This is a genomic window from Solwaraspora sp. WMMB335 (assembly GCF_049179075.1).
Lineage (GTDB): Bacteria > Actinomycetota > Actinomycetes > Mycobacteriales > Micromonosporaceae > Micromonospora_E.
Map to the genome: position 1 here is coordinate 5,676,275 of NZ_JBMHMF010000001.1, position 25,128 is coordinate 5,701,402.

Genomic DNA, 25,128 nt, shown 5'->3' on the forward strand with positions numbered 1-25,128 from the left:
TACCCGTGATGCTGTCGTTGGTGCTGGCCGCCGCCCAGCCGCAGACGCCCGATCCGGCGCCCGACCAACCGGTGGCCGCCGAGCCGGCGGTGCTCGCCGCCGGGCACGTGGACATCGGGCCGCGCTACGTCGACGACGAGTGGACGCTGCTGATCCACGACGACGCGGCACAGCCGGTGTGGCGGGACCCGGACCGCACCGTGCTGCAGGTCACCGACGCGGCGGTGCAGACCGTCCCGGACGATCCGGTGTACGGGTTCCTCGGCGTGCCGGCCGGCACGCCGGTGCACGTCGTTCCCCAGGTGCAGCATCCCGACGTGGTCTGGGTCGGCTGGAACACCCAGGACCCGCAGGTGATGCAGACCATCGATCGGGGGGTGACGCTGGAGCTGGCCGGCGTCGACGGGCCGGGCGAGGTCACGATGTACCTGCAGGCCGGCACGTTCAGCGAGCCGCAGGTGCTGTGGAGTTCCGCCGAGCCGCCCGGCCAGCCGATGTGGGTGGAGGTCAACACCCACACCCACGCCAACTGGGTGTTCACCGCACCCGGCGTCTATCTGCTCGCGGTGCGGGTGAGCGCCGACCTGATCAGCGGTGAGCAGGTGAGTGCCACCCGGCACCTGCGGTTCGCGGTCGGGGACGCGACCGACCCCGACGAGGCGTTGGCGGCGCAGCCGGGCGAGCTGGCCGAATCGCAGCAGGCGGCCGCACCCGACACCGGCGGGGCCGGAGCCGACTCCGGTGCCGGTGGCACCGGACCATGGCTGGTCACCGGACTCGTCGTGGTCGCGGTCGGCCTGGCGGTCGCGCTGCTCGTCGTGGTGCTGCGAAACCGGGCGGTACGCCGCCGTGTCGAACAGGAGCGTGTGCAGTCATGACCGCGCTCGGCGTACACGATCTCGATGTCGACCTGGGCGGCCGGCCGGTGTTGCGCAACGTGCGGCTGCACGTGGACCCGGGCGAGCTGGTCGGGCTGGTCGGGCCGAACGGTGCCGGCAAGACCACCTTGCTGCGGGCGATCCTCGCGCTGGTCCGGACCCGGTCGGGACGGGTGCTGGTCGACGGAGCGCCGAGCCGGCCCGGCCGGTCGGCGATCGGGTACGTGCCGCAGCGGCACGAGTTCGCCTGGGAGTTCCCGATCTCGGTGGAGCAGGCGGTGCTCAGCGGCCGTACCCGCCGGGTGGGCCTGCTACGCCGGCCGCAGGTGGCCGACTGGCGGGCGGTCGCCGAGGCGGTCGACCGGGTACGCCTGGCCGACCTCCGTCACCGGCCGGTCGGTGAGCTGTCCGGCGGGCAGCGCCAGCGGGTCCTGGTGGCCCGCGCACTCGCGTTGCAGCCGGCGCTGCTGCTGCTCGACGAGCCGTTCACCGGGCTGGACCTGCCCACCCAGGAGCTGCTCAGTGACCTGTTCACCGGGCTGGCGGCGGAGGGGAAGGCCCTGCTGATGACCACCCACGACCTGATCGGTGCGATGGACTCGTGTTCCCGGCTGGTGCTGCTCAACCAGCGGGTGATCGCCGAGGGCACGCCGGACGAGTTACGGGATCCGCAGGTGTGGATGCGTACGTTCGGGGTGAGCGAGCGCTCGCCGCTGCTGCGGATCGTCGGGGCCGGCTGATGCCGATCATCGACTTCCTCACCGATCTGACCAACCCCGATCTGGCCTTCCTGCCGAAGGCGTTGCTGATCGCGATGATGTCCAGCGTGGTCTGCGGGGTGGTCGGCTGCTACGTGGTGCTGCGCGGGATGGCGTTCATCGGCGACGCGGTGGCGCACTCGGTCTTTCCCGGGCTGGCGATCGCCTTCGTGCTGCAGGGCAGCCTGGTGCTGGGTGGTGCGGTCGCCGGCATCGTGACCGCGTTGCTGATCGCGGTGTTCGCGCAGCACCGGCGGGTCAAGGAGGACTCGCTGATCGGCGTGTTCTTCGTGGCCGCGTTCGCCCTCGGCATCGTGGTCATCTCGCGGGCGCCGGGGTACGCCGGATCGTTGCAGCAGTTCCTGTTCGGCTCGATCACCGGCATCCCGGATCGGGACCTCTACACCGTCGGCTTCACCGGTCTGGCCATCCTCACTGTGCTGTTCCTGCTGCACAAGGAACTGGTAGCGGTCAGTCTCGACCGGGAGATGGCCCGCTCGATCGGGTTGCCGGTGTTCTGGCTGGACATCGTGCTGTACGTGCTGGTCACCCTCGCCGTGGTGATCTCGCTGCAGACGATCGGCAACATTCTCGTACTGGCGTTGCTGGTCACCCCGCCGGCGGCGGCGCGGCTGCTGACCGACCGGCTCGCCGTGATGATGCTGCTCGCACCGCTGATCGGCGGCGGGTCGGCACTGGTCGGGCTGTATCTGTCGTGGAGCTACGACCTGCCGGTGGGTGGCACCGTCGTGCTGGTGGCGACCGCCGTGTTCCTGCTCGCCTGGCTGTTCGCGCCCCGGCACGGTCTGCTCGCCCGGCGGTTGCGTGACCTGCTCGCCCGCCGGCGCGAATCGGCCGGTGGCCGCGTCGCCATCGAGGAGGCGCAGGTCACAACGGGTCCGGCAGAGGTACCCGAACGGGTGATGGGCTAGTGAAAACGATTGTCGTTACGGTGCGATAGGGCGGCCGCCCTGAACCAGGGTCGCCCTGGACCATGACCAACCACGTCCCGCGCCGGCCGGTGCGGGCGAGGGGAGGAAACCGAAATGAGAACAACAGGTGTCCGCGGGCTCGCGGCCCTGATCGGCAGTACGGTGATCGCCGGCGGGGTACTGCTCGCGCCGGCCGCCGCAGCCGCCGCCGAGCAGGTGGTGCTCAGCAAGGGACACACCGACGCGGTCGACGTGCACTACGACGACGGCGAGCTGTCCCTGAAGGTGCACGACGACACGGTCAGCCCGTCGGTCAGCCGGGATCCGGCCGACGTGACCTTCCAGGTGCTGCCCGAAGCCGCCATCACGGTGCCGGACGATCCACGCTTCGCCTTCCTCGGGCCGACCGGATCCCAGGTGTGGCTGCTGCCGCTGACCCAGGACCCGGACCTGCTCTGGCCGGGCTGGAACACCACCGAACTCTCCAGTGGCGTGTTCACCGGTGACCAGGTCAAGATCAGTCTTGTCGACGTCGACGGACCGGGTGACCTCTTCGTGTTCACCCAGGACAGTTTCGGCAGCCCGCTGATGAAGTTCCGCAGCGACGACGGACTGCCCGACGCGCTCGATGTACCGGCGCACACCCACGCCCACGCCAACTGGGCGTTCACCGCGGAGGGCAACTACACGCTGACCTTCCAGGCGGACGCCACGCTGGTCGGTGGCGGCGCGGTCAGCACCGGACCGGTGGAATACTCGTTCGTGGTCGGCGAGCTCAGCACCGGCCCGGACACCGTGCTGTCGATCAGCGGCATGGCCGACGAGGAGTACCAGCCGGGCGACACCGTGACCTTGCAGGCGGTACAGACCCCGCAGACCGACCTGGACCACTACCACTGGTTCAGCCGCTGCCCCGGCAGCGACGACTTCGTCATCATCTCCGGCGAGGTCGGCGAGGAGTACAGCTTCACCGCCACTCGCGAGCTCAACGCCTGTGAATACCAGGTCAAGCTCTACGACGAGAACCACAGCGTCGTCGCCACCAGCGAAGCGGTGTGGCTCTGGGTGGCCTTCCCGCCGGTCGATCCGGCTGCTTCACAGACCATCACCGCCTCCATCGACCCGGCCCAGGGCGCCCTGGTGATCAGCGTCGACCCGGACGACCGCAGCGTCGTGCTACCGCCGGCGCAGCTGTCGGCCGGCGGTGACCGGTGGGAGAGCACCGGCAGCCTGCGTCCGGTCACCGTCACCGACACCCGGGCCGGTACCCCCGGCTGGAGTGCCTCGGGGCAACTGCCGGAGGACTTCGTCAGCGCTGGCGGAGCCACCTTCAGTGCCGGCTACCTCGGTTGGACGCCACAGGTCGTGAGCCAGTCCAACGGACAGGGCGTGGTCGCCGGTCCGGTGGTCGAGCCGTACGTCGTCGGCGTCGGCGGCGGACTCGGGGCCAGCGCCGTCCTCGGTTCCGCACCCAGCGGTGCCGGCCGCGGCACCGCGACCCTCTCCGCCAACCTGCAACTGCATCTGCCGACCGAGACCGTGCCCGACACCTACACCGCGACCCTGACCCTGACCGCGATCTGACGACCCTGTCACGCGGGCCGTGATCTGACCTGTCACGCCGGTCCGTGATCCGACCGATCGTCCCGATGACTGGCCGGGCGGCACCCTGCCGAGTGCCGCCCGGCCAGTCCCCACCCCCCCGACACCCCGAACGGACCACCCGCCATGCGTACGTCTGCCGCCGCCCCGATGCGCGCGGTGCTGGTCACCGTCGTGCTCGTCGCCGGGCTGTTGCTCTCCGGCTCACCCGCACCCGTGTCCGCCGCCGCGCAGTCACTGACCTGGGGGGTGGCACCGTCCAGTCCGGACGGTCCGGACGGGCGTCCGGCCTTCGAGTACAAGCTCGACCCGGGCGCCACGCTGACCGACTACGTGGCGATCACCAACCACTCCGACCAGCCGATCACCCTCGACGTGTACGCCAGCGACGCGTTCACCACTGAGCAGGGCGGCTTCGACCTGCTCGCCGCCGACGCCGAGCCGGTCGACGTCGGGTCCTGGGTCACCTTCGAGACCCGGACCGTCGTCGTGCCCTCGACGTCGCGGCTGGACATCCCGTTCACCATCGCCGTACCGGACAACGCCACCCCCGGGGACCACCCGGGCGGCATCGTCGCGTCCCTCGCCGCCACCGGCACCGACGCACAGGGAAACCAGGTGGCGGTCGACCACCGGGTCGGTGCCCGGATCTACCTGCGGGTCACCGGCGAGTTGGCGCCCACCCTCGACGTCGCGGACCTGACCATGCGCTACGACCGCAGTTGGCACCCGGCGCGCGGCGGGCCGGTCATCGCCACCTTCACCGTGCGCAACACCGGCAACGTCCGACTGACCGGCCAAGCAGAGCTGTCCGTCGCCGGACCGTTCGGGCTGGCCCGTCGTAGCACCGTCGGCGACCCGTTGCCGGAAATCCTGCCCGGCGACAGCTTCCGGACCAGTGTGCGGATCGACGACGTGCTGCCGCTGGTGCGCCTGCGGGCGACGCTCACCGTCGTCCCGGCGGCCGTCACCGGCGAAACGCTCGACCCGGCGCCGGCCACCGTCACGCGGCACGAGTCGATGTGGGCGATGCCCTGGCCCCAACTGCTGGTGCTGCTGCTCGTGGCGGCGGCCATCGGGTTGTCGATCATCGCCCGCCGTCGCCGTCGTCGCCGGAGCGCCCAGGCACTCGACCGGGCGGTGGCCGCCGCCCGCGAGCAGGGACGCGCCGAAGCCGCAGGGGGCGCACCGGACGCGACCGAGGCGGACGAGGTCCCGGCGGATGCGGGCACCGGCCGGTCCACCACCACCCCTACCACTGACTGATCACTGATCACAGGAGATGCGCTCATGACGACCGTACGACGGCTGGCCGCTGCGGCTGCCGGACTGGCGCTGGTCGGCCTCGGCATCGTGCCAGGGCCAGCGGCCGCCGCACCGGCCGACGACCAGGCGGCGTCAGCCCGGGTGACCGACGCGGCCGGCGCCGACCTGGTCTCGGTCACACTCGACCAGAACCTGCTCGGCGTGCAGGTCCGCGAGGCTCCCTCGGGCCGTCGACCGGCGGACACGGGGGCAGGGCTGGACCCGTCGGCCGTGGTGTTCGGACCCCAGGGCGGAGCCGCGGTACGGGTGCCGGAGCACCCCGCGTTCCGCTTTCTCGGTGTACCGGGCCGTTCGATGTGGGCGTTGACGCCGGGTGACACGCAGTTCGCCACGGTGGACACCACCGGCGTGCGCCGGGACGCGGTCCGCGACGGCGTGATCGAGCTGTCGCTCGGGTCGGTCGACGGGCCGGCCGACGACTCCGGCGGCGAGCCGGTCGAGGGGCCGGGTGACTTCGCCGCGTACACGATCGACGGGCTCGGCCGGCCGACGCCGCTGTTCGGCACGGTGGCCGGCATGCCGAGGGTCGCCCGGCTGCCCGCGGCGACCCGAACCGGCGGACTCGTCTGGCTGTTCGGCGCCGCAGGTGACTACCGGGTCCCGGTGACCGCCACCGCGACCCTCACCGCGGGCGAGCAGGTCCGTGCCGAAGCCGTCTACCACGTCCGGGTGCCGCAGTTCGGTGCCCCGGTGCGGATCGAAGTGCCGGCGCCGCAGCTGCGGGTCGCACCGGCACCGGTGCCGACGACCACGCCTGACGGGGCGGGCACACCGGACGGCGCGGACACCGTGACGACCGCCCCACCGGCCGACGAGGACGCCGTGGCCATGCCGCAGGCGGCGGCGTTGGCGGCCGCCGCGCAGAACGACCCGCCCGCCAGTGGACAGGTGGTGATCGAGGACGGTCACGTGGACATGGGTCCGCAGCTGGACGGATCGGACCTGACGATCCGGCTCAAGGACGACCGGGTCAACCCGGCCCTCTGGCGGGAACTCGCCGACGTGGTGTTGCGCGTCAAGGACAACGCCAAGATCACAGTGCCGGCGGATGCCGAATACCTCGGGTCGGCCGGTGACACGGTGTGGCTACTGCCGCAGGGCCAACAGGCAGGCATCGTCTGGCCCGGCTGGAACACCCAGCACTCGTCCGTGATCGCCGGCACCCGGGGACCGGTGACCTGGACCTTCCGTGGGGTGAGCGGACCCGGCCGGTTCGTGCTGTTCCTCACCGGGTCGTTCGGGGCGGCGGAGGTGCTGTTCAGCTCGGCGGACAGTCTGCCGCAGCAGCTCGACATCCCGGCCAACACCCACGCGCACGGCAACTGGGCGTTCAGCCAGCCCGGCATCTACCGGCTGGCGTTCGAGATGACCGCCACCACCACGGCGGGTGCGCAGGTGACCGACACCAGGACGTTGACCTTCGCGGTAGGCGACGAGACCGACCCGGACGCCGGCTTCGGCCCGGGCAGCGGTGACGGGTCGGGCGACGGTGACGGGTCGGGCGACGGCGGTCTGGCGCGTACCGGGACCTCCTGGCGGGTGCCGGCATTCGGCGCCGGCCTCGTGGTCGCCGGAGCGCTGGTGTTGTTGGCGCTGCGGTGGCGTCGGCCAGATCAGCGGCTCGCCCGGTGAGTTGAGCCGGCCCCGGTGAGTTGAGCAGGCTCGCGGTTGCGGAGGTTTCCCGCCATCGGGCGCGGGTAGCCGGACGCGGCTGGAGGTGCAGTGATGGCCGTGGCGATCGGTTGCCGTACCTGGGTGGTCTCCGGTGGGAACATTCCCACGGTCAGTCATGGTGAGGAACCCGAGTTCACCAGCTTCGACCAGCTCTGCCTGCTCAACACCGGTGACGGGGACGCCGCCGTCGAGCTGACGGTCTACTACCCGGATCAGGAGCCGGTCGGGCCGTACGCCTTCCGGGTGCCCGGCAGACGGATCCGGCACGTACGGCTCAACGATCTGATCGACCCGGAACCGATCCGGCTCGGTCGTCCGTACGGTTGCCTGCTCACCTCGTCGGTGCCGCTGGTGGCGCAGTTCCAGCGGCAGGACACCCGGCTGCCCGGCGCGCTCGCGCTGACCGACGCGCTCGGCTACGCCGGCTCATGAACGCCGGCTGCTGAACCTGGAGTCGCGCTGCCGTGCCCGTACCACTTCCTTGGTCCGGACCTCGTCCCAGCCCGTCAGGATCGAGCGGGCGGACGAGCCGGCACCGTAGACCGCCTCGGCCTGCGCCTGTGCGGCGGACCGGAACCGGGGCAGCATGCCGAACATCTGACCGGGCCGGAAGCCGGAGATGTGCAGCACGTCCCACGCCGGTTCGCCGACGGGGCCGTGGCGCCGCTCGGTCACCTCGAAGCCGACGAACCGCTCGCAGTGCCCACGTTCGTGCAGGCGGCGCATTGCCGGGCCGGAGAAGACGTACTGCTGCGGGTAGTAGGTGTCGCGACGGGCCGGGTCCGACACGACGTACTCGATCCACTGCAGCATCCGTCTGGTCCGGCCGGTCCGCTGCCGGACCGGATGGAACATGTCCAGGTTCGGCTGCAGGGTGAGCAGGTCGACGGAGCGCAGCTGCCGGCCGGCGGCGCCGACCAGTTCGGTGGCGAGCTCGTCGAGGGTGGCGGCCCGGGCGCCGACCGCCACCACGCATACCGACCAGGTGGGGCCGTCGTGACCCGGCACGGTGACCGGCCGGTGTTCGTACGCCAGCACGTCCACCAGCGTGCCCGCGTCCTGGGCGGTGCCCAGGATCGGCGCCACCTGGGTGTCGTACGCCCGCCAGAAGCTGCCGTCGCGGCGGGCAGCGAGCCAGGTGAGGGCGATCCCGGGGATGTCGGGGTGGGCCGGAACCGGCGGTGTCGCCGGCCGGTCGGCAGTGCTGCCAGCGGCCATGTCGCCCATCCTGATCAGGTTGGCGGTGGGTCCGGGAACTCCTGGTCACTTTAGCGACAGGTTGTCACTAAATCAATCGGGTCGGTGGTGCCGATCGCGGGCGACAATGACGGGCATGCCCGATCCACCGGTCCCGCCACCGGCCGCGCCGGCCGCCGGCCGCCCCCGATCCGGCCGGCGGGGACGACCGCCGCGCCTTGACCATGACGCCATCGCCGATGCCGCACTCGACGTGGGCTTCGCCGAGTTGACCATGACGACGGTCGCGCGTCGCCTGGCCACCACGCATTCAGCTCTGTACCGGCATGTGCGGGATCGGCAGACGTTGGTGCTGGCCGCCGTCGATCGCCTGGTGGAGCGGGCACCCTGGCCGGATCTGACCGGGCGGTGGCGGCATGACCTGGCTGCTCGGGCCTGGCTGATCTGGAACCTGCTCGACGGGCACCCCGGCCTTGACCGTGAGCTGCTGACTTTGAGCTCGATGCCGCCACAGATGCTCGCGCGCTTCGGCGAGACCGTAGCTCACCTACGGTCCTGTGGCTTTCCCACCGAGCTGGCGTTTCTCGCCGCCGACTCGGTCTTCGACCTCGCGCTGACCCAGTTCGTCCTGTCGGGCGTGGTCCGCCGTGCCGCCGGTCCGGACGGGACCACCGGCCTCGGCGGCGGCACCGACCGGGCCGAACCGGTGCCGCCGCAGGTCGCCGCGATGGTCGAGGCCGCAGTCGTCGAATCCCCGGCACTGTGGTTCGACCGCAAGCTCGATCTGATCCTCGACGGGGTGCAGGCGCGGCTCGGGCCGGCGTCGCGACGCTAGCCGACGTTGCCCACCTGGCCTGTGCCGTCGCCCATGTTCCGCCCGGCACGGACCCGCACCGTCGACCCGGTCGGTGCGTCGACCGGCGGTCGACGCACCGAGGGGACGCTACTACGCCGTGAACGGGGTTCCGCCCATCTGCAGGCCGCCGTTGAGGAGCAGGTGGGTGAGCTCGAACTCGTCCGAGTCCGGCCACTGCTGGTCCGCGGTCGCGTTGTCGATCAGCAGATTCAGCGACGGGAGGGCGTCCGGCACGCTGTCGGCGACCCATTCCGGGCTGTTGAACATGACCTCGCTCACGGCGGCGGCGATGCCGCCGACGAGCGCCATGATGATCGCCTTCCGGACGGCGGACTGGGTCTTGGCGACGATCTTGCCGACCACCGCACCGATGACGGCGAAGATGATGGTCGTGATGATCTCGACGGCGTCCACCCACGGGGCGATCTCGGTGTAGGAGCGCGTCCACGGATCCTGGGTCTCGTACCAGGTCATGGTCTGGCTACCGTCGTCCTTGGTCGCCAGCTTGACGCCGTAGAAGAAGGTTCCCTCGACGAACGAGTCGATGCCGGGCGAAATCGCGGTGTGCACCCGGACGTACATCTCGATTTCCTCGGCGTCGATCCTCAGCGAGAAATCGGTCACCTGCGGGTGGTAGTCGATCGCCCCGACCCGGACGGCACCCAGGCTGAACTCCCGGTCGGACTCGATTTTGGTGGCCGAGCCGTTCAGGCCGAAGGTGCCGGCCGGCGCGTGCTCGAACTCGTGGGGCAGCACCGGCAACAGCATCTTGCTCATGAACCGTTCGAGCGAAATGTTGAAGCTGGCGTGGGCGCCGGGCGGGATGGAGCCGGCGGAGATCTGTTGCACCGCCCCGATGTCGGACCGGTTCTCGGTCATGCACAGCACGCCGAGCAGTGCCTTGTCGATCTCGGCGTTGTCGAGATACGCGTAGCTCGTCTTGGTCGGCCTCAGCCAGGCGAAGTCGCCTTCGGCGACGGAGTTGCTGAGGTTGACCGTGGCGAACACATGCTCGAACTGCTGCAGATTCGCGTTGAACCACTGCGTCAGCAGCTCGATCAACACGGGGCCGAGGCCCGCAATCGACGGCTCGAAGGTCACCGAGGAAACGATCACCACCGGGTCGTCCGCCGTTCCGCCGGACGTGCGGACCCTGAGGTCGTTCGGGGCCACGTCGTCGGTCTGCGGCTGCGGGATGTAGGTGAGCTTCACCGAGACGAACGCGGTGCCGTTCCCGACGCTGACGTTGTCGACCTGGGCGCCGTTGATGATGGTGAGGTCCACGTCGAACGGAATGTGCATCCGGACGATGGAACCCGATCCGCCGTTCGTCAACGACCAGGTGCCGAACGTCCCGACGGCGTCGATCTCAGGGCTGAACAGGTCTGCGTCGCTGTGCGCGGTCCAGTTGGTGGGCGACGTCCCCTGGTTGGCGATCGCCTTGTTCGCCTCGGTGATCGGGATGACGTAGACGGTGTCCCAGCCGTCGGTGTCGTAGGTCAGCGCGGCCTGCGCCTTGGCGGGCTCGCGGTCGATCAGACGGGCGAGCTCGCGGTGGTCGGAGCTCACCCCCTGTTGTCCGACCTCGATGCGGAGGACCTCGTCCGACTTGATCTCTGAGAGTAGTTGCTGCAGAGCCATGATGTTCTCCTTCTGGGCGTAGTGGATCCCGGTGTAGTGGATCCCGTTTTCGGCACTGGGCCACCCGCGCCACCGGTGACCGGTCGCAGCGCGGGTGAGACAGAGTGGCGGTCAGGCCGCGACCGGACCTGGTGTTTCGAGCCGGCGACGGTGGTCGCCTACGTCGTCAGGACGTCGACCACGCCGTCGGGCACCAGCCGGGCGCCGACGGCCCCCAGCACCGCTCGCGGTCGGCACAGCGGAAATCGGACGCTTCGAAGTCGGTGATCAGCCGGTCGGTGCTTTCGGTCAGATCCCGATTGGCCGCGTCGATCGGACACGCGCTGGCCGTGTCCCATCCGTTGAGGTTGATCGTCATGTCGTTTCCCTCTTTCCTGACGACTGTTCCGTCGGCGTCGTTCTTCGATACGAACCATGAACAGCGGCCCGAAGAACTGTTCCGCTTCCGTTTCTGTCGTCCGGAACAACGGTAGGGACGATCGACCGGTCAACCTTGTGGAATTCCTCAGGATGCTCTGTGGAATTCCTCAGGATGCGCTGAGGGCGATTTGAAGATGTTCTGAGTGGACATCGCCCAGTGCGCGACTGTCATTGGTGATCATAAATCAAATTCGAGGCGTGTAGCCCCGAATATGTCGATGCCCGGGATCTGCGGGGTGCTGGCGACCGAGGCGAGACTGCGGCCCGAGCACCGCCATCACCGTTGACCCGTCGCGGCGCCGCTCTACCCGGCGTTCCGCTTGGGGCGGGCCCGCAGGTGTGCACGTTCACCCTGCTTGCCGAAGAGACTGAGCAACTCGACCGATCCGCTGTCGGCGGCGCCGAACCAGTGCGGCACCCGGGTGTCGAACTCGGCCGCCTCGCCGGGTGACAGTACGAGGTCGTGCTCGCCGAGCACCAGCCGCAACCGCCCGTTCAGCACGTACAGCCACTCGTAGCCGTCGTGGGTCTTCGGATCCGGTTCGCGGCGGCGCCCGTTCGCCGGAATGATCAACTTGTACGCCTGGATGCCACCGGCCCGCCGGGTCAGCGGGAGCAGGGTCATGTCGTGGCGGCTGACCGGCCGCAGGTGCACCCGTGGGTCGCCGGTCGGTGGCGCGTCGACGAGTTCGTCGAGCGTCACGCCGTAGGCCCGGGCCAGCGGGAACAGCAGTTCGAGGGTGGGACGGCGGGTTCCGGACTCCAGCCGGGACAGGGTGCTGACCGAGATGCCGGTCATGACCGACAACTCGGCCAGTGTGGTCTCCTGCTGCCGGCGTAGCGTCCGCAGCCGGGGACCGACGGCGTCGAGTGCCTGGTCCAGGTCGCCGTCATCGCCCCCGGCCTGGTACACGCTCCTGGCTTGGTTCACGTCTCCAGATTGCCGTATCGGCAATCTGGTTTGCCAGTCCAGGCCGGATGTTACTCGTACGGCCGGAGGAACTGGTGCGGGCGCAGCGCCTTGGCGCTGATCCGCACATCGCCGATCCAGCCGTAGAAGCCCTGCCGGTAGCGCAGGTCGAAGGAGGTCGCCCCGATCACGAACGGCAGGCCGAGAGTGGCGATGCCGGTCGAGGGTTGGGTCGGGTTACGGGCGATCGTCGATCCGTCGACGTAGACGACGGTCTGCTCGGAGTCGTTGACCACGGCGAGATGCAGCCAGCGGCCGGGCGGCAGGGCGTGGCTCCACGACGTCGGGTCGGCGTCCTGCACGTCGGCGTAGACGACGTACTGCAGGAACCGCTCGGGGGAGATGTTCAGACTGCAGGTGCACTCCAGCGGGGACCAGCCGGTGGTCTTGCCCGCGTCGCCGCTACGCCCTTCCCAGCTCAGGATGCCCATCCAGGCGTGGTCACCCTGGTACGGATCGGGCAGCTTGACGAACGCCTCGATGGTGTAGCCGTCGCGGAACGTCATGCTGTTGATCGGCGCGTGCGGGCCGGCCCGCAGGATGGCGCCCCGGTCCGGGCCCTTGCCGCCGTCGAAGCGCAGGCTGGCGTGGGCCGGCTGGCCGGGGTGGTGTTCGTCGGAGAAGGTCAGGGTTTCGGCGGTGCCGGCGCCGATCCGGGCCACGGTCAGGTCGTTGCCGTTGCCGCTGAGGTCGCGGACCACCGTGCCGTCGATCACCGGGTCGCCGCTGACCGGGTCGCCGCTGACCGGGCTGCTGGTACCTGCCCCGAAACCGGACGAGTCGAACCGCCAGTAGCCGACGGTGGTGTGGCGCAGCACCGCTACCGGGGGCCGAGGCACGGGTGGCGGCACCGGCGCGAACCCGTCGAACCGGGCCGCGAAGTCGATCTCGACGCTGAACCGGTCGACCGGGCCGGTCAGCTCGACCGTCTCGGCCTGCAGCGGGGTGCGCTTGGCCGGATCCCGGGTGAGGAACCAGGGGGCGAACGTCTCGACGTCGATGACGTTGCGGATCAGATCGAAGTGGTAGAGCCGGATCATGCCGGCCCCGCCGTAGTAGCGGTCCTGGTAGTTGGCGATGTGCACGTGCACGTCGTGGTCGGCCGCGTTGGCCAGCGTGGTCCGCCCGGGTGGCCAGTAGTGGCCGTTGATGGTGAGGAAGATCTGGTCGTTGTCCCGGACAAGCCGGTCCCACAGCCGCTGCCCATGGCCGGACAGCTGGGCGGCGCCGGCGTCGTCGGCCCAGGCCAGGTCGTGGGTGGTGAGGATCACCGGCAGCGTACGGTGTGCGTCGAGGACGCCCTGCGCCCAGGCCAGGCCCTTGTCGGAGGCCCGCCAGTCGAGTGCCAGGATCAGCCAGTCCCGGCCGCCGGCGCGCAGCACGTGGTAACTGTTGTAGCCGTCCGGTGAGGCGCCGCCGAAACTCGGCGTGTCGATGAACCGGTGCGGACCGAAGGCGCGCAGGTAGACGCTGTCGCCGCGCTGGTCGTCGCCGCCCCGGATGTCGTGGTTGCCGGCCAGCACGCTGTACGGCAGCCGGCCGTCGATGGTCCGGAAGGCGTCGCTGGCGAGGTCGATCTCGTGTTCGCTGCCGTGTTCGGTGATGTCGCCGAGGTGGGTCATGAACGCGATGTTCGCGTCCCGCCGCTCCTGGTTGAGGTAGCGGAAGCTGGCTTTCAGCGGCTCCGGGTCGGAGCTGTCCTCATCGAACAGGTACTGCGTGTCGGGCAGTACCGCGAGCGCGAACCGCGGGCTCGCCGAGTCGAAAGGGCCGCTGGCGGCGGCGACCGCGGGGGTGGCGGAGACGCCGATCAGCGTGGCGGCGGCGCCGGCGGCCGGCGCGGCGAACGCCGCCTGCAGCAGGGAACGCCGCTGCAGACGGCTCGGCTCTGCGGCGCGGTGTGGGGTCTCGGGGTGCTCCGACTGGTGGGTACTACGCAGGCGATCGTCAGTCACCCGAGCAACGTCGCGTCCGGTGATGAGCACCGGGCGTCAGCCGGCTGAACGGCGGTCTGCGATAAATCGAAGATCAACTTGGTGAGGCTGGTGGGCGGGGCACCGGAATGGGAGTCGCGATGTCGGGTGCCGAGCGGGCTCCGATGCCGGCGAGGGTGCTGTCCACCACGGCGTCGATGTGCTCCGCCGTCCGGGCGCGCCACTGCCGCTCCGGCAGTCGTCGGTGCTCCAGGAAGAAGAACGACAACGTCGAGGTGATCAGGTGCGCAGCCGCGACCGTCGAGGCGTCCGCGCGGATCGAACCGGCCTGCACCGCCCGGTCGAGCCACCCGGCCAGGCCGACGCGCATGTCGCCGACGACGTCCCAGAACACGCTCGACAGGTCGCTGTCGAGTTGGCTCTCGCCGGCCAGCACCGCGATGAGGTCGGCGTGTTCGCGCAGATGGGCAAGCAGTGCCCGACAGTAGGCCGCCAGCGCGGATCGGGGATCGCCCGGATCGAGCGGGTCGAGGACCTCGCCGATCGCGAGCCGGTAGCCGCCGTACTCGGAGACCACGTCCCTGAGTAGGTCGAGTTTGGTCGCAAAGTAGTGGAACAGCAGGCCCTCGGCGACACCGGCCTCCTTGGCGAGCTGTTTGGTGGTGGTGGCCGCGAAGCCCTGCCGGGCGAAGACGCGCACCGCGACTTCGCGCAGCTGCCGCCGTCGCTGCTCGGCGGCCTGTTGCCGGCTGGTTGCCATGATCCTCCACATCCTCGATCCGCACTCGTTGAGTGAATACTCATTGAGTGTATGCTCAACAAATCACTCCGGGGCCCGGTAGCCGCGACCATGAGGAGGCATATCGTGCACCCACCCCTGCCCGCCCGCCCGACCGTGCGTGCCTTCACCAAACCCGACTGTGTGTTCTGCGCCCGCGCCAAGCGCACGCTCACCGACGAAGGCATCGACTTCCAGCCGTACGACGTCACCGCCGACGCCCGCACCGCCGACGCCAGCGCCTACTTCTCCGGCGCGCACACCGTCCCGCAGGTCTTCCTCGGCGACTACCACGTCGGCAGCGCCGACGACCTGGACCGGCTGGCCGTGACCGGCCGGCTGGCCGCACTGACCACGGCACCACCCCACGGCGACCTGGACGTCGACGCGTACCCCGACGACGAGCTGGCCCGCGGGGCCGCCGACCTCCCGCTGTCCACCGTCATTCCCACCAGCGACGGCACGCACGATCCCGACCCGCAGACCTGGCCGATCCTGCACATGTACCGAAGGTTCTTCGGCTTCTGGCCCAACACCTTCGCCTACCTGCATCGCTGGCCGGCAGCGTACAAGCTCTTCGTCTACTGCCAGAACGCGGCGGCGGTGCAGGCCGGCGGGCAGCGGCTCGGCCGGCCGGTGATGTCCGCGGTCGCCTACGCGACGTCCCACGCGCACGGCTGCTCGTACTGCATGACGCACGCTGTCGCCGTACCCGGCGCGGCAGGCCAGGAAAGCCCGGACGGCACCGGGCCGCACGAGGCCGCCCTGGCCGACCTGGCGGCCCGAGCCACCCGCAACGCGGTCACCCCGCAGGCGTTGGCCGAGGTCCGCGACACCGTCGGCGTGGCCCGTCATGGCGACGGCGACGCCCAGGCCAGGATGGACGCGCTCACCATGGTGGTGGCGTCGTTCGGCTTCCTGAACGTGTTCAACGACCTGACCGGCCTGGAGATCGAGGGCGACTGGGCGGCGACGGCCAGCGCGCGCGGTGTGGCCGCCGGCCGGCACGCCGTCGGCGATGCCAACCCGCGCAACCTTGACCACGACCTACCGTCCGGCGGGCCGTCGTTGGCGCAGCTGATGGCCGGTTACGACGCGCTGGTCGGCGACCTGGACACGTACGCCGTGCGCGAGCTGAGCTTCGTCCCGGCCTGGGTGCGGGCCTGGCCGGCCGCGCAACGCCGCCGGCACTGCCACCTGTACGTCGAACTGATGGGCGAGCGGTCGCACGCGCGAATCCCCACCGACCTCAAGCATCTGATGGCCCGGGTGTCGGCCGTCGCCCGGGACCACGCCTACCTGGCCGCGGTCGAAGGCTACCTCGCCTACACCGCGGCTCCGGACCGGCCGGACGCGGTGACCCGGGTCGACCGCTGCGTGGCCGCCGCCACCGGCCGTGCCGGCGACGGCGGCGTCTTCGACGATCGGGAACGCGCGGCGCTACGGCTGGCCTGGCTGTCCGCCCAGGTCCCGTTGGTGACCCCACGGCGGCATGTGCAGCCGGTCATCGACCTTTTCGACGCCGACGAGTTGGTCGAGCTCGCCGTCGTCTGCGCGGTCGCCTCGATGATCCAGCGGTTCGTCGCGCTGACCGGGCCGGCCGTCGAATCACCGGTACGCGAGTTCCTCACCCGACACGACCTGGAAACCGATCCGCTGGTCCTGCGCTACCCGTTGCCGGACGCTCCGTTGCCGGACGGCTCGTCGCCGGCCGGCGACCGGTAGCTGCTCACCGCGACACGGTCAGCTCGCCGAACCACCGTCCGGCGTCGCGGAACACCTCCCGGACCGCCAGCCCACTGGCGGCGGCGGTGCCGCGCACCGCCCGTACGCCGAGCCGGGCCCACCGGAACGCCGGCCCCAGCAGGGGCCGGCCCCGGGTGGCGGCGGTGACCACGTGCGCGTACCCACGCCACAGCCCCACCCCGGGCGGCTCCAGCTCGACCAGCACGGTGCCCTGCGGATGCAGCAGCGACCGGCAGCGGTGCAGCAACGCCACCGGATCGCCGCCGATACCGATGTTGCCATCCAGCAGTACGGCGTGCCGCCACCGGCCTTCGCCGGGCAGTTCGTCGAACAGGTCACGGTGGATCGCGACCCCGCCCCGGGCCCGGGTCAGCGCCACCGCCCGGGCGGACACGTCCACCCCGACCGCCGTCACTCCGGCCCTGGCCAGTGCCACCGTGACCCGGCCCGGACCGCAACCCAGATCCAGGGTCGGTCCGGAACACCGGTCGACCACCGCGACGGTCGCCGCCTCGACCGGGCCGTGCCACCGCTCCACCGGCAACCGCCACCGGACACCGTCGCCCTGCACCAACCAGTGCCCGCCCGCCGTCGGGGCGAGCAGTGCGGCGGCGAAACCGCTGTCGGCGGCCTGCCGGCTGTCGGCCGCGTACCGGCCCGGGACGGCGGTCACCGACCGACCCCGGCGACCAGTACCCGCGCGGCCGTGGCCGTGGCGACCTGGGCGGCGAACCGGCCGCCCGGGATCGCGTCAGCCACCACCAGCGCATCCCGCCACTCGTCGACGTCCCGCAGCACCGGCAGCGATGCCACCCGCAGCCCTCGCCCGCGCAGCGCCGCCCAGGTGTCGCGCCCGGTACGCGACGTCGACATCGGCACCCGTCGCAGCGCCTCGGCGTGCTGCGGATCGCGCAGGCCCAACGCCCACCAGCCGCCGTCGGCGGCGAAGCCGAGCACCGCGTCGGTACCTTCCCGTCGGCCAGGACCTTGCCGCCGGCCGAGGCTTTGCCGTCGGCCGAGGCCTTCCCGTCGGCCAGGACCTTGCCGTCGGCCGAGGCCGGTCAGCGATCCGGCGGCGGCGCTCAGCCGCGTTCCGGTCAGCTGCGGGGTGTCCATCCCGATCTGCAGCACCGGTCGCCCCGGGTAGGCCGCCGCCACGTCGGCGTACGCGTTCGCCAGCCGGTCGGCGAACCCGTCACCGCGCTGCGGCAGCACCCGCCAGCCGGCGACCGCCACGGCCAGTTCCTCGGCGGCACCCGGGTACCCGTCGGCGTCGGACAACCGGCCGGCCAGCGCCAGCACCGGCGTCGCTGCGCCGCTCGCCTCGACCGCTTCGACGGTGTCCAGCAGGGCGGCGGTGGCGAGCCGGGCGGCCTGCACCGGGGTGGCCGGTGGGCACAGTCGGGTCTTCGCCCGTCCGGCCACCGGTGCCTTCGCCATCACCAGCAGGACGGTCACCGGGAGCCGTCCACGGTACGCAGTACCCCGACGAAGTCGCGGGTCGCCCGGAACGTGCCGCGCACCGAGCCGGACACCTTGGACCGGGTGCCGATCGTCCGTGGCGCGTACGTCACGTCCAGCTCGACGATGCGCCAGCCGGCACCGGCCGCCCGGATCAGCAGCTCCAGCGGGTAGCCGAAAGCCCGGTCGGTGACGCCGAGATCCAGCAGCGCCGCGCGACGGGCCACCCGGATCGGGCTCAGATCCCACAGCGGTACGCCACGGTGCCGCAGCAGCGCCGCGACCAGCGCGGTGCCGGCTCGGGCGTGCCACGGCCAGACCCGCGCCGACACCGGCCGGCGCCGGCCCACGGCCATCTCGGCGCGTCCGGACGCCACCGGCTCCACCAGCACCGGCAGTTCGGCTGGGACGAACGACCCGTCGGCGTCGAGCACGCAGACCAGTTCGGTTTCGGCGGCCAGCAGGCCGGTGTGTACCGCGGCCCCGTACCCGCGGCGCGGTTCGTGCACCACCCGGGCCCCGTGCGCCGCGGCGACCTGCGGGGATCCGTCCCGGGAACCGTTGTCCACGACAATCGCCCGGTAACCTGGCGGCAGCGCGGTGAGCACGCCCGGCAGGGCGGCCGCCTCGTCGAGGCAGGGCAGCACCACGTCGATCGGTGTCGGCATACCGCCGACGCTAGGACGAATCACCCCTGGCCGACGGGGGTTCCGGGCTTACGGAAGTCTTACGGGCGGCAATTCTTACCGGAGGGTTACGGCCCGCTCGTTGCGCCACCGAGGAGCCGGCGCACGCCGTACCGTCCGGTGGTCATGACACCTGATCCCGCCGCCGGCCGGCGGTCCGGCCGCGCCGACCTGATCGTCCTCGGGGTCGAGCTGGCGCTGATCCTGGCCGCCGTCGTCGTCGGCGCGGTGCTCAACCAGCGTGGGGTACGCCTCTACGCCGAAACCGCGCCGCTGTACGCGTTCTGGCGCCCGCACGTCGGTTGGGGTACTCCGGTCGCGGTCGCGATCGCCGTCGCGGTCGTCGGCTGGGGGGTGCGCTGGGCGCGTACCGCCCGCTGGGGCCGGCTGCTCGGCGTCGCGTACCTGGCCGCGGTGGCCTGGATCATGTCCCTGGCCCTGATCGACGGCTGGACCGCCGGGGTCACCGAACGCCTCACCAACCAGGCCGAGTACCTGCACGAGGTGCACCGGATCGACAGCATCCCGGCGATGCTGGCCGGCTTCAGCGATCGGATCATCGACTTTCAGCCCGGCTCGTGGTCCACCCACACCGCCGGGCACCCGCCGGGCGCCCTGCTGTTGTTCGTCTGGCTGGACCGTGTCGGCCTCGGCGGTGGCACCGCCGCTGGCCTGGCCTGCATCCTGATCGGCGCGACGATGGCGGTCAGCGTGCCGGCGGCGCTGCGCCGGCTCGGCGCCGAAGACGCCGCCCGCGCCGTGCTGCCGTTCCTGGTGCTGCTGCCCGGCGCGGTGTGGATCGGTTCCTCCGGTGACGGGGCGTTCACCGGGATCGTCGCCGCCGGGCTGGCCCTGCTGGCCGCCCGCCACCCGGGCGCGCTGCTAACCGGGGGAGTGCTGCTCGGCTTCGTGCTCTACCTGTCGTACGGGTTCGTGCTGATCGGGCCGCTCGCCCTGGCGGTGCTGGCGTTGCGTGGCGGGCGGTTGCTGCCGGCGCTACTGACCGCCGGCGCTGGCGTGGCGGCCGTCGTCGTCGCGTTCACCCTGGCCGGCTTCTGGTGGTGGGAGGGCTATCAGCTGGTCGTCGAACGGTACTACCAGGGCTGGGCCGCCGAACGCCCGTACGGCTACTGGGTGTGGGCCAACCTGGCGGCGATGCTGCTGTCCGCCGGTCTGGTCGCCGGGCCGGCGCTGCGCCGCACGGTCGGGGCTGCCCGACTGGCCGTGCGCCGGGCCGGTTCGACCGCGCTGGCCGATGAGTTCAGCGAGCCGCGCCGGCTCGGCGGCCGGTTCCGGGCGGCTGCTCAGCCGACGATCGTGCTTCCGCTGGTCGCGGCCGTCGCCATCGGAGCGGCCGACCTGTCCGGGCTGAGTAAATCCGAAGTAGAGCGGATCTGGCTGCCGTTCGTGGTGTGGCTGCTGGTCGCCACCGCCCACCTGCCGGAGCGCTCGCGTCGCTGGTGGCTGGCCGGGCAGGCGGCGACCGCGCTGGCCGTCAACCACCTGCTGTTCACCCTGTCCTGACCACGCTCGGGCGGGACCGAGCGCGCTCAGGCCGGCAACGGCAGCGCGGCCGGCTCGCGCAGCGGGTCGGTGGCGAAGGCGGCGACCCCTTCGGCGAAGCCGACCCGGGCGGTGAAGCCGAGCAGCCGGGCCGCCCGGCCGGGGTCGGCCACCACGTGCCGTACGTCCGGTCCTCGTGCCCCGCCGGCGATCACCGGTGCCGGCCCGCCCATCGCCGTCGCGAGGGTCTGCGCCAGTTCGCCGACGGTGTGCGGTTCACCCGAGCAGATGTTCACCGGCACCAGGCCGGTCGGCCGCTCGGCGAGCAGCGCCCGCAGGTTGGCCCGGGCGACGTCGGTGACGTGGACGAAGTCGCGCTGCTGCCGGCCGTCCTCCAGCACCACCGGCGGCCGGCCCTCGGCCAACGCCGACCGGAACAGCGACGCGACCCCGGCGTACGGGGTGTTGCGCGGCATCCGTGGCCCGTAGACGTTGTGGTAGCGCAGCGCCCAGCCGCCGCCGTCGGTCTGCCGGGTCCAGGCCGCTGCCAGGTGTTCCTGGGCGAGCTTGCTCGCCGCGTACGTGCTGCGCGGCTGCAGCGGCGCGTCCTCGGGCACCCGGGCCCAGCCCAGCGGGATGTCGCAGGTCGGGCAGCGCGGATCGTAGCGCCCAGCGGCCAGGTCGTCCGGGCGGCGGGGAACCGGACGGACGACGCCGTGCTCGGCGCAGGTGTAGCGGCCCTCGCCGTACACCACCATCGAACTGGCCAGCACCAGCCGGGTCACTCCGGCCCGGTGCATGGCGGCGAGCAGCACTGCCGTGCCGTAGTCGTTGTGGCCGGCGTAGCTCGGCGCGTCGGACGGGTCGAGGCCGTGGCCGACCATCGCCGCCTGGTGGCAGACCGCGTCCACGCCGGGCAGCAGCCGGTCCAGCAGGTCACCGTCGCGGACGTCGCCGAGGATCAGATCGTGCCGTCGTGACCAGTCGGGTGCCGCGCCGCCGTGCGCCTGCGGCAGCAACGCGTCCAGTGCCACCACCTCGTGCCCCTCGTCGACCAGCAGATCGGCGACGTGCGATCCGATGAACCCGGCCGCGCCGGTGAGCAGTATCCGCATCCGCTCACGGTATTGCGGCTGAGGGGCCGGCCGGACCGGTTCGGTACCAGCCGTCAGGATTCCGTAATAGGACAAGCGCGGACGCGCCGCGTAAGGAATCCGTAATCGCCGAATCGGGTCCTGACCGGTTTCGTCGCGACTAGCGTGCCGGTCATGCCCGCCACGACTGATTCGGCACCGGAGGACGGCCCCGGCTCCGCCGCCGGGCCGACCGGCGTCGCCGGCCGGTGGCGCAGCCCGTTGCGGGGTCCCTGGCTGACCTCGGTCTTCGGCCTCGTCCTGCTGATCGGGCTGCCGCTGGTGATCGTCACCGGACTGTTCGACTACCTCGCCTACGGCCCGCAGTTCGGTCAGGCGTTTCCGCGCGATGTCGGCTGGCTGCGGCTGCCGTACTTCGACTGGCCGACCCGCCCCTCCTGGCTGTTCCGGGTCAGCCAGGGCCTGCACGTCGCGCTCGGCATCGCGCTGATCCCGGTGGTCCTGGCCAAACTGTGGTCGGTGATCCCGAAACTGTTCGCCTGGCCACCGGTACGTTCGGTGGCACAGGCGCTGGAGCGGCTTTCGTTGGTGCTGTTGGTCGGTGGGATCCTGTTCCAGACCGTCACCGGTGTGCTCAACGTGCAGTACGCGTACCTGTTCGGTTTCGACTTCTACACCGCGCACTATTTCGGAGCGTGGGTGTTCACCGCCGCGTTCGTCGTACACGTGGTACTCAAGCTGCCCCGGCTGGTGTCGGCCCTGCGGTCGCGGTCGCTGCGCGCCGAGCTGCGTACCCCGCGAGCCGCGACCCGGCCCGAGCCGCCCGATCCCGACGGTCTGGTCGCGCCCCGGCCCGGACCGCCGACCATGAGCCGGCGCGGGGCGCTGGCCCTGACCGGCGGCGGAGCGCTGCTGCTGGCCGTGCTGACCGTCGGGCAGAGCCTGGACGGCCGGTGGCGGCGGCTGGCCCTGCTGCTGCCCCGGGGCCGGCAGCCCGGCGACGGGCCGAACGGCTTTCCGGTCAACCGGACGGCCGCCGCCGCCGGCATTCAGCAGGCCGACACCGGGGCCGGCTGGCGGCTGGAGCTGCGCGGCGACAGCGACGCCGACGCCGACGGTACGGTACGGCTGAGCCGGGAGCAGCTGCTCGGCATGCGGCTGCACACCGCCCGGCTGCCGATCGCCTGCGTGGAAGGCTGGTCGACGCTGCAGACCTGGACCGGGGTCCGGCTACGGGACCTCGCCGCCCTGGCCGGGGTGCCCGAGCCGGCTTCGGCCACGGTCAGCTCGATCCAGCGTGGCGGGCTGTTCAGCAAGGCGACCCTGCAGGCCAACCAGGTGCTGGATCCCGATTCGTTGCTGGCGTTGCGGGTCAACGGGGTCGATCTTTCGCTCGACCATGGCTTCCCGGCCCGGATCATCGTGCCCGCCCTGCCCGGCGTGCACTGCACCAAGTGGGTGGCAACCATCGAGTTCCAGATCGGCGGCGGCGATGAGTGAACGTGGTCGGCCCGCGTCGAGTGAACACGACCAGTCCGCGTCGGGCGCGCCGGCCAACCGGTTCCGGTCCGGCTACGGCGCACCGGTCTGGCACCTGCTGTTGCTGGTCGGCTGCTTCGCGATCGCCGGCTGGGTGGCACTGCGGCTGGCCGGCGAGGCCACCGCCGTACGGATGCTGATCTGGTTCGTGGCCGCGGTGATCATCCATGATCTGGTGATGTTCCCGGTGTACGCGGCGGCCGACCGGGCGCTGCTCACGGCCGGCCGGGCCGGGTACGGCACCGGCGCCCGGCCGGTCCGGCTGTCGGTGGTGAACCACGTCCGGGTGCCGGTGCTCGGCTCGGTCCTGCTGTTCCTGGTCTACCTGCCCGGCATCCTGCGGCTGGGCAGCGGCACCTTCACGTCCGCGACCGGCCTGACCCAGGAGCCGTACCTGGGCCGCTGGCTGGTGCTCACGGCGGTGATGTTCGCGGTCAGCGGACTGGTGCTCGTCGCGCGACTGCTCGTCGCCCGCCGGTCACCTCCGTGATCAGGCCTTGGCCTGCATGCTCGACCGGGCCGGGTTGGCCTGCCCGGCGGCCTTGGGATCCTTGTCGCCCTGCTTGGCGCGTACCCCCGCCTCGATCCGGTCACCGAGGTGCTTGTCGACGTTGCGCCAGTATTCGAAGGCCCGCCGCAGCACCGGCTCGCTCACCCCGTTGAGCAGGTGACCGACCACGTTGTCGACCAGCCGGTCGCGGGCCGCGTCGTCGAGGACCTCGCGCACCATGGTGCCGGCCTGGCTCCAGTCGTCGTCCTCGGCGTGCGCCGTGTACGCCGAGCGCACCATCTCGCCGTCGGCGTACCAGGTGCCGCCGTCGTCGGTGCGCCCCGGCTGCGCCCGCGGGCCGCCGTACGAGTTCGGCGCGTACACCGGGTCGGTCACGTTGTGGATGCGCATCGCGCCGTCCTTGGCGTAGCTGTGCACCGGCACCTTCGGCGAGTTGACCGGGATCTGCTTGTAGTTGACCCCGAGCCGGGCGCGGTGCGCGTCGGCGTAGCTGAACCCGCGGGCCAGCAGCATCTTGTCCGGCGACAGTCCGGTGCCCGGCACCGTGTTGTTCGGCTCGAAGGCCACCTGCTCCATCTCGGTGTGGTAGTCGGTGACGTTGCGGTTCAAGGTCAGCTTGCCGACCTCCCGGAGCGGGTAGTCGCGGTGCGGCCAGACCTTCGTCAGGTCGAACGGGTTGAACCGGTACGTCTTCGCGTCGGAGAACGGCATGATCTGCACGTACAGCGTCCAGGACGGGAACCGGCCGGCGGCGATGTGCTCGTACAGGTCCCGCTGGTGGTAGTCGGTGTCGGCCGAGGCCATCTGGTCGGCCTCGTCCTGGGTGAAGAACTCGATACCCTGGTCGGTCTTGAAGTGATACTTGACCCAGAATCGCTCCCCTTCGGCATTGATCCACATGTACGTGTGGCTGCCGTACCCGTTCATGTGCCGCCATGTGCGCGGGATGCCCCGGTCGCCCATCAGCCAGGTGACCTGGTGCGCCGACTCCGGTGACAGGGTCCAGAAGTCCCACTGCATGTCGTGGTCGCGCAGGTTGTTGTCGGCCCGGCGCTTCTGCGAGCGGATGAAGTGCTGGAACTTCATCGGGTCCTTGATGAAGAAGACCGGTGTGTTGTTACCGACGATGTCCAGGTTGCCGTCGCTGGTGTAGAGCTTCACCGCGAATCCGCGGGGGTCGCGCCAGGTGTCCGGGCTGCCGCGCTCGCCAGCGACGGTGGAGAACCGGACGATCGTCTCGGTCTCGGTGCCGGGCTGGAAGACGGCCGCCCGGGTGAAGGCGCTCACGTCCCGGGTCACCCGGAAGGCGCCGAAGGCGCCACCGCCCTTGGCGTGCGGTTGCCGCTCCGGAACGCGTTCCCGGTTGAAGGTCGCCATCTGCTCGATCAGGTAGTGGTCCTGCAGCAGCAGCGGACCGTCCGGCCCGACGGACAGCGAGTGCTCGTCGCTGGCGACGGGCACCCCGGCATCGGTGGTGGTCGGTGGGCGCGGGTGATCGGTCATCGGGCACTCCTCCCTAGGGTTGGTTCTGGCTCGTCGCGCGCTCCGGCTCGCTGCGCGCCATCCGGCACCCCATACCCCACCGACGACGATTTCAGGCCTTCCGGCGATCACCGGTCTGA

At 71.2% G+C, this 25,128-nt stretch carries 23 protein-coding genes; 12 read left to right on the top strand and 11 right to left on the bottom strand.

What is annotated here, in order from left to right:
• Positions 1-8: 8 nt before the first annotated feature.
• The 7 genes from ACN27F_RS24810 (at position 9) to ACN27F_RS24840 (ending at position 7,602) form a co-directional block, all read left to right on the top strand.
• Positions 9-878: a choice-of-anchor M domain-containing protein gene (locus tag ACN27F_RS24810; RefSeq protein WP_421440425.1), complete on the top strand. Its 870-nt coding sequence runs from the start codon at positions 9-11 to the stop codon at positions 876-878.
• Positions 875-1,618, top strand: coding sequence for an anchored repeat-type ABC transporter ATP-binding subunit (locus tag ACN27F_RS24815; protein ID WP_421437439.1), 744 nt, complete (start codon positions 875-877; stop codon positions 1,616-1,618). Before ACN27F_RS24810 ends, ACN27F_RS24815 begins: the two co-directional genes overlap by 4 nt.
• Entirely contained in the window at positions 1,618-2,568 is a 951-nt protein-coding gene (locus ACN27F_RS24820) for an anchored repeat-type ABC transporter permease subunit (protein WP_421437441.1), read from the top strand. The genes ACN27F_RS24815 and ACN27F_RS24820 overlap by 1 nt, the downstream gene beginning before the upstream one ends.
• Positions 2,569-2,682: 114 nt before the next feature.
• Positions 2,683-4,152, top strand: a complete 1,470-nt coding sequence (locus tag ACN27F_RS24825; protein WP_421437442.1) for a choice-of-anchor M domain-containing protein — start codon at positions 2,683-2,685, stop codon at positions 4,150-4,152.
• Positions 4,153-4,320: 168 nt separating this feature from the next.
• The gene (locus ACN27F_RS24830) at positions 4,321-5,436 is read left to right on the top strand and encodes a WxL protein peptidoglycan domain-containing protein (RefSeq protein WP_421440427.1); all 1,116 of its coding nucleotides are present in this window, start codon (positions 4,321-4,323) and stop codon (positions 5,434-5,436) included.
• 24 nt (positions 5,437-5,460) lie between these two features.
• The gene (locus ACN27F_RS24835) at positions 5,461-7,128 is read left to right on the top strand and encodes a TIGR03773 family transporter-associated surface protein (protein WP_421437443.1); all 1,668 of its coding nucleotides are present in this window, start codon (positions 5,461-5,463) and stop codon (positions 7,126-7,128) included.
• A 93-nt stretch (positions 7,129-7,221) separates the two neighbouring features.
• Positions 7,222-7,602: a sensory rhodopsin transducer gene (locus ACN27F_RS24840; protein ID WP_421437445.1), complete on the top strand. Its 381-nt coding sequence runs from the start codon at positions 7,222-7,224 to the stop codon at positions 7,600-7,602.
• On the opposite strand, the gene ACN27F_RS24845 is transcribed toward ACN27F_RS24840, so the two are convergent.
• Complete coding sequence (locus ACN27F_RS24845; protein ID WP_421437446.1) at positions 7,597-8,388, bottom strand: hypothetical protein; 792 nt, start codon at positions 8,386-8,388, stop codon at positions 7,597-7,599. The genes ACN27F_RS24840 and ACN27F_RS24845 overlap by 6 nt on opposite strands.
• A gap of 115 nt (positions 8,389-8,503) precedes the next feature.
• On the opposite strand from ACN27F_RS24845, the gene ACN27F_RS24850 reads away from it, so the two are divergent.
• On the top strand, positions 8,504-9,202 hold the full coding sequence (locus ACN27F_RS24850) for a TetR/AcrR family transcriptional regulator (protein WP_421437448.1): 699 nt from the start codon (positions 8,504-8,506) through the stop codon (positions 9,200-9,202).
• Between the two features lie 111 nt (positions 9,203-9,313).
• On the opposite strand, the gene ACN27F_RS24855 is transcribed toward ACN27F_RS24850, so the two are convergent.
• From ACN27F_RS24855 to ACN27F_RS24875, 5 genes are all read right to left on the bottom strand, one after another.
• On the bottom strand, positions 9,314-10,864 hold the full coding sequence (locus tag ACN27F_RS24855; protein WP_421437450.1) for a TULIP family P47-like protein: 1,551 nt from the start codon (positions 10,862-10,864) through the stop codon (positions 9,314-9,316).
• A 166-nt stretch (positions 10,865-11,030) separates the two neighbouring features.
• Complete coding sequence (locus ACN27F_RS24860) at positions 11,031-11,222, bottom strand: hypothetical protein (RefSeq protein WP_421437452.1); 192 nt, start codon at positions 11,220-11,222, stop codon at positions 11,031-11,033.
• Positions 11,223-11,588: 366 nt separating this feature from the next.
• Complete coding sequence (locus tag ACN27F_RS24865; protein WP_421437454.1) at positions 11,589-12,215, bottom strand: helix-turn-helix domain-containing protein; 627 nt, start codon at positions 12,213-12,215, stop codon at positions 11,589-11,591.
• A 50-nt stretch (positions 12,216-12,265) separates the two neighbouring features.
• Positions 12,266-14,209: a LamG-like jellyroll fold domain-containing protein gene (locus ACN27F_RS24870; RefSeq protein WP_421437456.1), complete on the bottom strand. Its 1,944-nt coding sequence runs from the start codon at positions 14,207-14,209 to the stop codon at positions 12,266-12,268.
• A gap of 73 nt (positions 14,210-14,282) precedes the next feature.
• Complete coding sequence (locus ACN27F_RS24875; protein ID WP_421437458.1) at positions 14,283-14,948, bottom strand: TetR/AcrR family transcriptional regulator; 666 nt, start codon at positions 14,946-14,948, stop codon at positions 14,283-14,285.
• A 105-nt stretch (positions 14,949-15,053) separates the two neighbouring features.
• Between ACN27F_RS24875 and ACN27F_RS24880 the strand changes: the two genes are divergently transcribed.
• Positions 15,054-16,691, top strand: coding sequence for a glutaredoxin domain-containing protein (locus tag ACN27F_RS24880; RefSeq protein WP_421437459.1), 1,638 nt, complete (start codon positions 15,054-15,056; stop codon positions 16,689-16,691).
• A gap of 4 nt (positions 16,692-16,695) precedes the next feature.
• On the opposite strand, the gene ACN27F_RS24885 is transcribed toward ACN27F_RS24880, so the two are convergent.
• Genes ACN27F_RS24885 through ACN27F_RS24895 form a run of 3 tightly spaced genes read right to left on the bottom strand, consistent with a single transcriptional unit; the run spans position 16,696 to position 18,841 of the window.
• Positions 16,696-17,385, bottom strand: a complete 690-nt coding sequence (locus tag ACN27F_RS24885) for a class I SAM-dependent methyltransferase (protein WP_421437461.1) — start codon at positions 17,383-17,385, stop codon at positions 16,696-16,698.
• Complete coding sequence (locus ACN27F_RS24890; RefSeq protein ID WP_421437462.1) at positions 17,382-18,170, bottom strand: TIGR04282 family arsenosugar biosynthesis glycosyltransferase; 789 nt, start codon at positions 18,168-18,170, stop codon at positions 17,382-17,384. The genes ACN27F_RS24885 and ACN27F_RS24890 overlap by 4 nt, the downstream gene beginning before the upstream one ends.
• Complete coding sequence (locus ACN27F_RS24895; RefSeq protein WP_421437463.1) at positions 18,167-18,841, bottom strand: glycosyltransferase family 2 protein; 675 nt, start codon at positions 18,839-18,841, stop codon at positions 18,167-18,169. Before ACN27F_RS24895 ends, ACN27F_RS24890 begins: the two co-directional genes overlap by 4 nt.
• A 144-nt stretch (positions 18,842-18,985) precedes the next feature.
• On the opposite strand from ACN27F_RS24895, the gene ACN27F_RS24900 reads away from it, so the two are divergent.
• Positions 18,986-20,383, top strand: a complete 1,398-nt coding sequence (locus ACN27F_RS24900; RefSeq protein ID WP_421437465.1) for a hypothetical protein — start codon at positions 18,986-18,988, stop codon at positions 20,381-20,383.
• 26 nt (positions 20,384-20,409) lie between these two features.
• Here the strand turns inward: ACN27F_RS24900 and ACN27F_RS24905 are convergent, their stop codons facing one another.
• Entirely contained in the window at positions 20,410-21,477 is a 1,068-nt protein-coding gene (locus tag ACN27F_RS24905; RefSeq protein ID WP_421437466.1) for an NAD-dependent epimerase/dehydratase family protein, read from the bottom strand.
• A 153-nt stretch (positions 21,478-21,630) separates the two neighbouring features.
• Here ACN27F_RS24905 and ACN27F_RS24910 point away from each other — a divergent pair, with 153 nt between their 5' ends.
• Together ACN27F_RS24910 and ACN27F_RS24915 are read left to right on the top strand one after the other, a co-directional pair.
• The gene (locus tag ACN27F_RS24910) at positions 21,631-22,956 is read left to right on the top strand and encodes a molybdopterin-dependent oxidoreductase (protein WP_421437467.1); all 1,326 of its coding nucleotides are present in this window, start codon (positions 21,631-21,633) and stop codon (positions 22,954-22,956) included.
• Entirely contained in the window at positions 22,949-23,485 is a 537-nt protein-coding gene (locus ACN27F_RS24915) for a hypothetical protein (RefSeq protein WP_421437468.1), read from the top strand. The genes ACN27F_RS24910 and ACN27F_RS24915 overlap by 8 nt, the downstream gene beginning before the upstream one ends.
• Here the strand turns inward: ACN27F_RS24915 and ACN27F_RS24920 are convergent, their stop codons facing one another.
• Entirely contained in the window at positions 23,486-25,009 is a 1,524-nt protein-coding gene (locus ACN27F_RS24920; RefSeq protein ID WP_421437470.1) for a catalase, read from the bottom strand.
• Between the last annotated feature and the right edge of the window lie 119 nt (positions 25,010-25,128).

What these genes read in the sequence shown, in the direction of transcription:
- ACN27F_RS24810 (WP_421440425.1), top strand. Translation starts at nt 9, where the DNA reads ATGCTGTCGTTGGTGCTGGCCGCCGCCCAGCCGCAGACGCCCGATCCG.
- ACN27F_RS24815 (WP_421437439.1), top strand. Translation starts at nt 875, where the DNA reads ATGACCGCGCTCGGCGTACACGATCTCGATGTCGACCTGGGCGGCCGG.
- ACN27F_RS24820 (WP_421437441.1), top strand. Translation starts at nt 1,618, where the DNA reads ATGCCGATCATCGACTTCCTCACCGATCTGACCAACCCCGATCTGGCC.
- ACN27F_RS24825 (WP_421437442.1), top strand. Translation starts at nt 2,683, where the DNA reads ATGAGAACAACAGGTGTCCGCGGGCTCGCGGCCCTGATCGGCAGTACG.
- ACN27F_RS24830 (WP_421440427.1), top strand. Translation starts at nt 4,321, where the DNA reads ATGCGCGCGGTGCTGGTCACCGTCGTGCTCGTCGCCGGGCTGTTGCTC.
- ACN27F_RS24835 (WP_421437443.1), top strand. Translation starts at nt 5,461, where the DNA reads ATGACGACCGTACGACGGCTGGCCGCTGCGGCTGCCGGACTGGCGCTG.
- ACN27F_RS24840 (WP_421437445.1), top strand. Translation starts at nt 7,222, where the DNA reads ATGGCCGTGGCGATCGGTTGCCGTACCTGGGTGGTCTCCGGTGGGAAC.
- ACN27F_RS24845 (WP_421437446.1), bottom strand. Translation starts at nt 8,388, where the DNA reads ATGGCCGCTGGCAGCACTGCCGACCGGCCGGCGACACCGCCGGTTCCG.
- ACN27F_RS24850 (WP_421437448.1), top strand. Translation starts at nt 8,504, where the DNA reads ATGCCCGATCCACCGGTCCCGCCACCGGCCGCGCCGGCCGCCGGCCGC.
- ACN27F_RS24855 (WP_421437450.1), bottom strand. Translation starts at nt 10,864, where the DNA reads ATGGCTCTGCAGCAACTACTCTCAGAGATCAAGTCGGACGAGGTCCTC.
- ACN27F_RS24860 (WP_421437452.1), bottom strand. Translation starts at nt 11,222, where the DNA reads ATGACGATCAACCTCAACGGATGGGACACGGCCAGCGCGTGTCCGATC.
- ACN27F_RS24875 (WP_421437458.1), bottom strand. Translation starts at nt 14,948, where the DNA reads ATGGCAACCAGCCGGCAACAGGCCGCCGAGCAGCGACGGCGGCAGCTG.
- ACN27F_RS24895 (WP_421437463.1), bottom strand. Translation starts at nt 18,841, where the DNA reads ATGCCGACACCGATCGACGTGGTGCTGCCCTGCCTCGACGAGGCGGCC.
- ACN27F_RS24900 (WP_421437465.1), top strand. Translation starts at nt 18,986, where the DNA reads ATGACACCTGATCCCGCCGCCGGCCGGCGGTCCGGCCGCGCCGACCTG.
- ACN27F_RS24905 (WP_421437466.1), bottom strand. Translation starts at nt 21,477, where the DNA reads ATGCGGATACTGCTCACCGGCGCGGCCGGGTTCATCGGATCGCACGTC.
- ACN27F_RS24910 (WP_421437467.1), top strand. Translation starts at nt 21,631, where the DNA reads ATGCCCGCCACGACTGATTCGGCACCGGAGGACGGCCCCGGCTCCGCC.
- ACN27F_RS24915 (WP_421437468.1), top strand. Translation starts at nt 22,949, where the DNA reads ATGAGTGAACGTGGTCGGCCCGCGTCGAGTGAACACGACCAGTCCGCG.
- ACN27F_RS24920 (WP_421437470.1), bottom strand. Translation starts at nt 25,009, where the DNA reads ATGACCGATCACCCGCGCCCACCGACCACCACCGATGCCGGGGTGCCC.